Source organism: Blastococcus sp. SYSU D00813 (assembly GCF_054050735.1).
Genome location: NZ_JBJGZX010000073.1, coordinates 1 through 4,442 on the forward strand (window position 1 = coordinate 1; position 4,442 = coordinate 4,442).

Annotated in this window: 3 protein-coding genes and 1 riboswitch; of the genes, 1 reads left to right on the forward strand and 2 read right to left on the reverse strand. The window is 75.4% G+C overall.

Annotated elements, in window-relative coordinates; translation table 11 throughout:
• Positions 1-199: 199 nt before the first annotated feature.
• Complete coding sequence (locus ACI8AX_RS23555) at positions 200-2,377, reverse strand: MMPL family transporter (RefSeq protein ID WP_456552303.1); 2,178 nt, start codon at positions 2,375-2,377, stop codon at positions 200-202.
• A gap of 6 nt (positions 2,378-2,383) precedes the next feature.
• The gene (locus tag ACI8AX_RS23560; RefSeq protein WP_456552304.1) at positions 2,384-2,974 is read right to left on the reverse strand and encodes a TetR/AcrR family transcriptional regulator; all 591 of its coding nucleotides are present in this window, start codon (positions 2,972-2,974) and stop codon (positions 2,384-2,386) included.
• A 213-nt stretch (positions 2,975-3,187) separates the two neighbouring features.
• Positions 3,188-3,332, forward strand: a riboswitch (cyclic di-AMP (ydaO/yuaA leader).
• Between the two features lie 8 nt (positions 3,333-3,340).
• On the opposite strand from ACI8AX_RS23560, the gene ACI8AX_RS23565 reads away from it, so the two are divergent.
• A complete protein-coding gene (locus ACI8AX_RS23565; RefSeq protein ID WP_456552305.1) occupies positions 3,341-4,372 on the forward strand; it encodes a LysM peptidoglycan-binding domain-containing protein in 1,032 nt (343 codons plus the stop codon).
• Positions 4,373-4,442: the final 70 nt, after the last annotated feature.

The following is a 4,442-nucleotide window of genomic DNA, read 5'->3' on the forward strand; positions in this document are numbered from 1 at the left end:
AGCGCGGCCCGCTGGGCTACCCGACCGGCGACCCGGTCGTCTCCCCGACCGAGATCACCCAGCGCTTCGAGGGTGGCACCCTCGTGCAGAACCGGAGCACCGGGCAGGTCACCCGCCGCTGACGGCCTCTCCGTCAGGCGGACGGCCCGCCACCCCTACGTGGGGTGGCGGGCCGTTCGTCGTCCGGGCCGTCCGCCGGTCAGCGCGCTCCGGCGCCGACCGGCTCGCGCTCGGCATCGACGCGCCGCTCCAGGGCGGCGCCCTCGACGTCGAGGTGCGGCAGCCAGCCCAGCCAGCGCGGCAGCCACCAGGCGCGGTCCCCGAGCAGGGCCAGTGCGGCCGGCACGAGCACCATCCGGACGACGAAGGCGTCGAAGAGGATGCCCATGGCCAGGGCGAACGCGATCATCTTGATCGTCGGCTCGCCCGCCGGCACGAAGCCGGCGAACACCGAGAACATGATCAGCGCGGCGGCGACGACGACCGGCGCGGCCTGCCGGAAGCCGGTGCGGACCGCCGACAGCGGGTCCGCGCCGTGGCTGTGCGCCTCGTGCATCCGCGACACCAGGAAGATCTGGTAGTCCATCGCCAGGCCGAAGAGGATCCCGATGACCAGGATCGGGGCGAGGCTGATCAGCGGGCCGGTGTCGTCCAGGTTGACCAGGTCGGCCAGCCACCCCCACTGGAACACCGCCACGGTGGCGCCCAACGAGGCGCCGACGGTGAGCAGGAAGCCGAGCACGCCGACCACGGGCACGAGCACCGACCGGAAGACCAGCACGAGCAGCACCAGCGCCAGGCCCACGACCAGCACCAGGTAGACGGGCAGGGCCTCGTCCAGGGCCTGCGCCACGTCCACGCTGACCGCGGTCTGGCCGGTCACCGAGACCTCGACGCCGTCCAGGTCGCCGAGCTCGGCGCGCAGGTCGGCGACCAGCTGCTCGGTGGCCGGGTCGGACGGGCCGGACCCGGGGATGACGTTGAGCGTCGCGGCGGTGCCGTCGGGCGTCGCCTGGCCGGGCACCGCGCGGGCGACGTCGTCGGTCGCGGCGACCGTCTCCAGCGCCCCGTCACGTGCCGCCGCGGCGCCGTCGCCCTCGAAGAGGACGACGAGCGGGCCGTTGAAGCCGGCCCCGAAGCCCTCCGCGAGCAGCTCCTGGGCCCGTGCCGCGGTGGTGCCCTCCGGCGGGTCCTGCACCAGCGTGGTCTGCATCGAGGCGAACGGGATCGCGATGGCGCCCAGCGCCAGCACGGTCGCCACCAGCGCGACGACGCGGCGGCGGGTCACCGTCGCGACCCAGCGGGCCAGCACACCCGACCGGCCGGCCGGCTGCCCGGGCTGCGCCGTGCCGGCGGTGGCGCGCTGCCGGCGCGGCAGGGCGCGCAGGCCGAGGAAGCCGAGCACCGCCGGGACCAGCGTCAGGGCGACCAGGACGGCGACGACGATGGTCAGCGCCGCGGCGATGCCCATCTGGGTGAGGAACGGGATGCCCACGACGGCCAGGCCGGCCAGCGCGATCACGACGGTCAGGCCGGCGGTCACCACGGCGGAGCCGGCGGTGCCGACCGCGGTCGCGACGGCGGTGGGCACGTCCGCGCCGCGGCGCAGCTCCTGCCGGTACCGCGTGATGATGAACAGCGCGTAGTCGATGCCGACGGCCAGGCCGAGCATCGCGGCGAGGATCGGCGTGGTCGAGGAGAGCTCGACGAAGCCGGTGGCGATGGTGATGCCCACGACGCCGATGCCGACGCCGACCACCGCGGTGAGCAGGTTCATCCCCGCCACGAGCAGCGAGCCGAACGTGACGGCCAGGACGACCAGGGCGACGACGACGCCGACGACCTCGGCGGGACCGCCGACGTGCGGCGGTGCCTGCACCGCCTCGCCGCCGACCTCGACGGTCAGGGTGCCGCTGCCGGCGTCCTCGACCGCGGCCAGCAGCGCGTCCTGCTGCTCGGGGGTCACCTCGCCGGGCTGGGCCTCGTAGGCGACGGTGCTGTAGGCGATCGTCGGCTGCGCGGAGTTCACCCCCGGGTCGGCCGGGTCGAACGGGTTGCTGGCCCCGGTGACGCCGGGCAGCTGACCCAGCTCGGCGACCACGGCCTGCACCGCGGCCGGGTCGAGGACCCCGCCGTCGGGTGAGGCGAAGACGACCCGGGCGGTGGCGCCGCCGGTGGAGTCGTCGGGGAACTCCTCCGCGATCCGGTCGAGCGCGGTGGTCGACTCCTGGCCGGGGATGGAGAAGCTGCTGGCGGTCTCCCCGGAGAGGGTGACGGCGCCGACGCCCCCGCCCACGAGGACCACCAGCCAGACGAGCACGACCGGCAACCGGTGCCGGTGCGAGAAGGCCCCGAGTCGGGACAACAGGACAGCCATGCGGGATCAGGCCTCCACCTGGTGGGCATCGGGAGGGAGGGCGCCGGGACGGCGGTGGCCGAGCGCGTCGGAGCAGGTGGCGACGATGTGCCGCCGCCACTCGGTGGTCGTGCCCTCGGCGTGCGCGGCGAGGGTGAGGACGGCGAGCGCGGCCAGGGCGCCGACCACGCGGACGAGCCGCTCGGGCTCCGCCGTCTCCTGGTCGACGCCGAAGGCACGCAACACCTGCGTGTTCGCCGCCGGCTCCTCGAGCCGGGGACCGGGGTCGGTGGCGGGGGCGAGCAGCAGCGCGACCATGCCCGGGTGGGCCAGGGCGACGTCCACGAGGATCTCGAGGGCCCGCAGGTCGCGCTCGGGGCCTGGCGGGAGCTCCGCCACCGCACCCGCGACCCGCCGCCCCATCCCCTCGGCGTGCGCCAGCACGGCCTCGTACAGGGCGTCCTTGCTGGGGTAGTGGTGCAGCAGGCCGGCCTTGGACAGGCCGACGGCGACGGCGACGTCCTGCACCGACGTCTTCGCGAAGCCCCTGCGGGCGAACAGCCCCGCGGCGCGGTCGAGGATGCCCTCGTCCACCTGCTGCCGGAACGGTCGTGCCACGTCCCCACGGTAGATCGGACCGACCGATCCGGTCGGTAAACCGCCCGAACCGGTCGGGTGGGGTTCATCACGACGGTCCGACACGCCGGTGCGAGCAGTACGGACGCAGGACGTGAGCTGCGTCACGACGACAACTGCCATGACGGTACGTAGCGTCTTGGCAGCGTTCCGCACACAGGAACGCGGCGACCGGTCCGCCCAACCCTGCCCACCGGTCGTCATCCACTCCCTCGCAGGGCAGGGGTGGGGGACCCAGGTCTCCACGGCGCATCCGCGCCTCGGGGTGAAGCCGCACAGCGGCCGGGCACCGATCGCCCGAACCCGACAGCTCACCTCACCGGCGGTGATCGGAGAACTCACACCACCGTGTCCAAGCACCGCGCTCCCCGCTACCTCCGCACCAAGAAGGCCCTCTCCCGCGCTCCCCTCGCCGCCGGCGCCACCGTCGTCGGGCTCGGCGTCTTCGGCTCCCCGGCGACGGCGCAGGCCTCCCCCGCCACCCCCGACTGGTCGGGCACCGACGACGCCCACGTGCAGCCGGCCCCCGAGTCCACCGGCACGGCGTCCTCGGCCCCCCAGACCTACGAGGACACCACCGAGACCTACGGCCGGCACGCGGCCGCGAACGGCACCTACACGGTCGTCCGCGGCGACACCGTCGCGCGGATCGCCGCCGACTTCGACCAGCCGTGGCGCGAGCTGTACCACCGCAACGTCGGGGTCATCGGCGTCGACCCGGACCTGATCTTCCCCGGCCAGGTCCTCGCCGTGACCGGCACCGTCGCGGCGGCCCCCGGGCCCACCGGCGTCGCAGGCGACTCGGTCCCGCTGGACGAGCCCGCCGCGGAGGCCACGCCCGACCCGGCCGCCGACAGCGCGCCTGCCCCGGCGCCTGCTCCCGAACCCGCGCCTGCCCCGGAGCCGGCTCCGGCCCCCGCTCCCGAGCCGACCCCCGCTCCCGCTCCGGCCCCGGCTCCGGCTGCCGCTCCGGCCCCGGCCGCGGCGCCCACGCCGGTCGCCGCGGCCGTCGAGGCGGTGGCGCGGATCAGCAACAGCGCCGGCGCCATCCGGCCGCAGGCCCAGGCGGCCGCGAACGCGGTCGTGTCCGACGTCCCGGGCGCCGCGGCCATCACGCTCGGCGGCACCCGCGCCAGCGCGGTCGACCCGCACGGCCACCCGTCCGGCCTGGCCGTCGACTACATGGTCATGAGCGACGCCGCCCTCGGCGACGCGATCGCCCAGTACCACCTCGCGCACTGGGACGAGCTGGGCGTGGAGTACGTGATCTGGGAGCAGCGGATCATCACCTCGCCCGCCGGCGCATGGCGGGCGATGGAGGACCGCGGTGGCGTGACCGCCAACCACTTCGACCACGTGCACGTGAACTACGTGGGCTGAGCGGGAGGCTGAACACCCGCAGCACGACCAACGGCGGGCCCGCGCCGCGGGCCCGCGGGGGGCGGGCCGC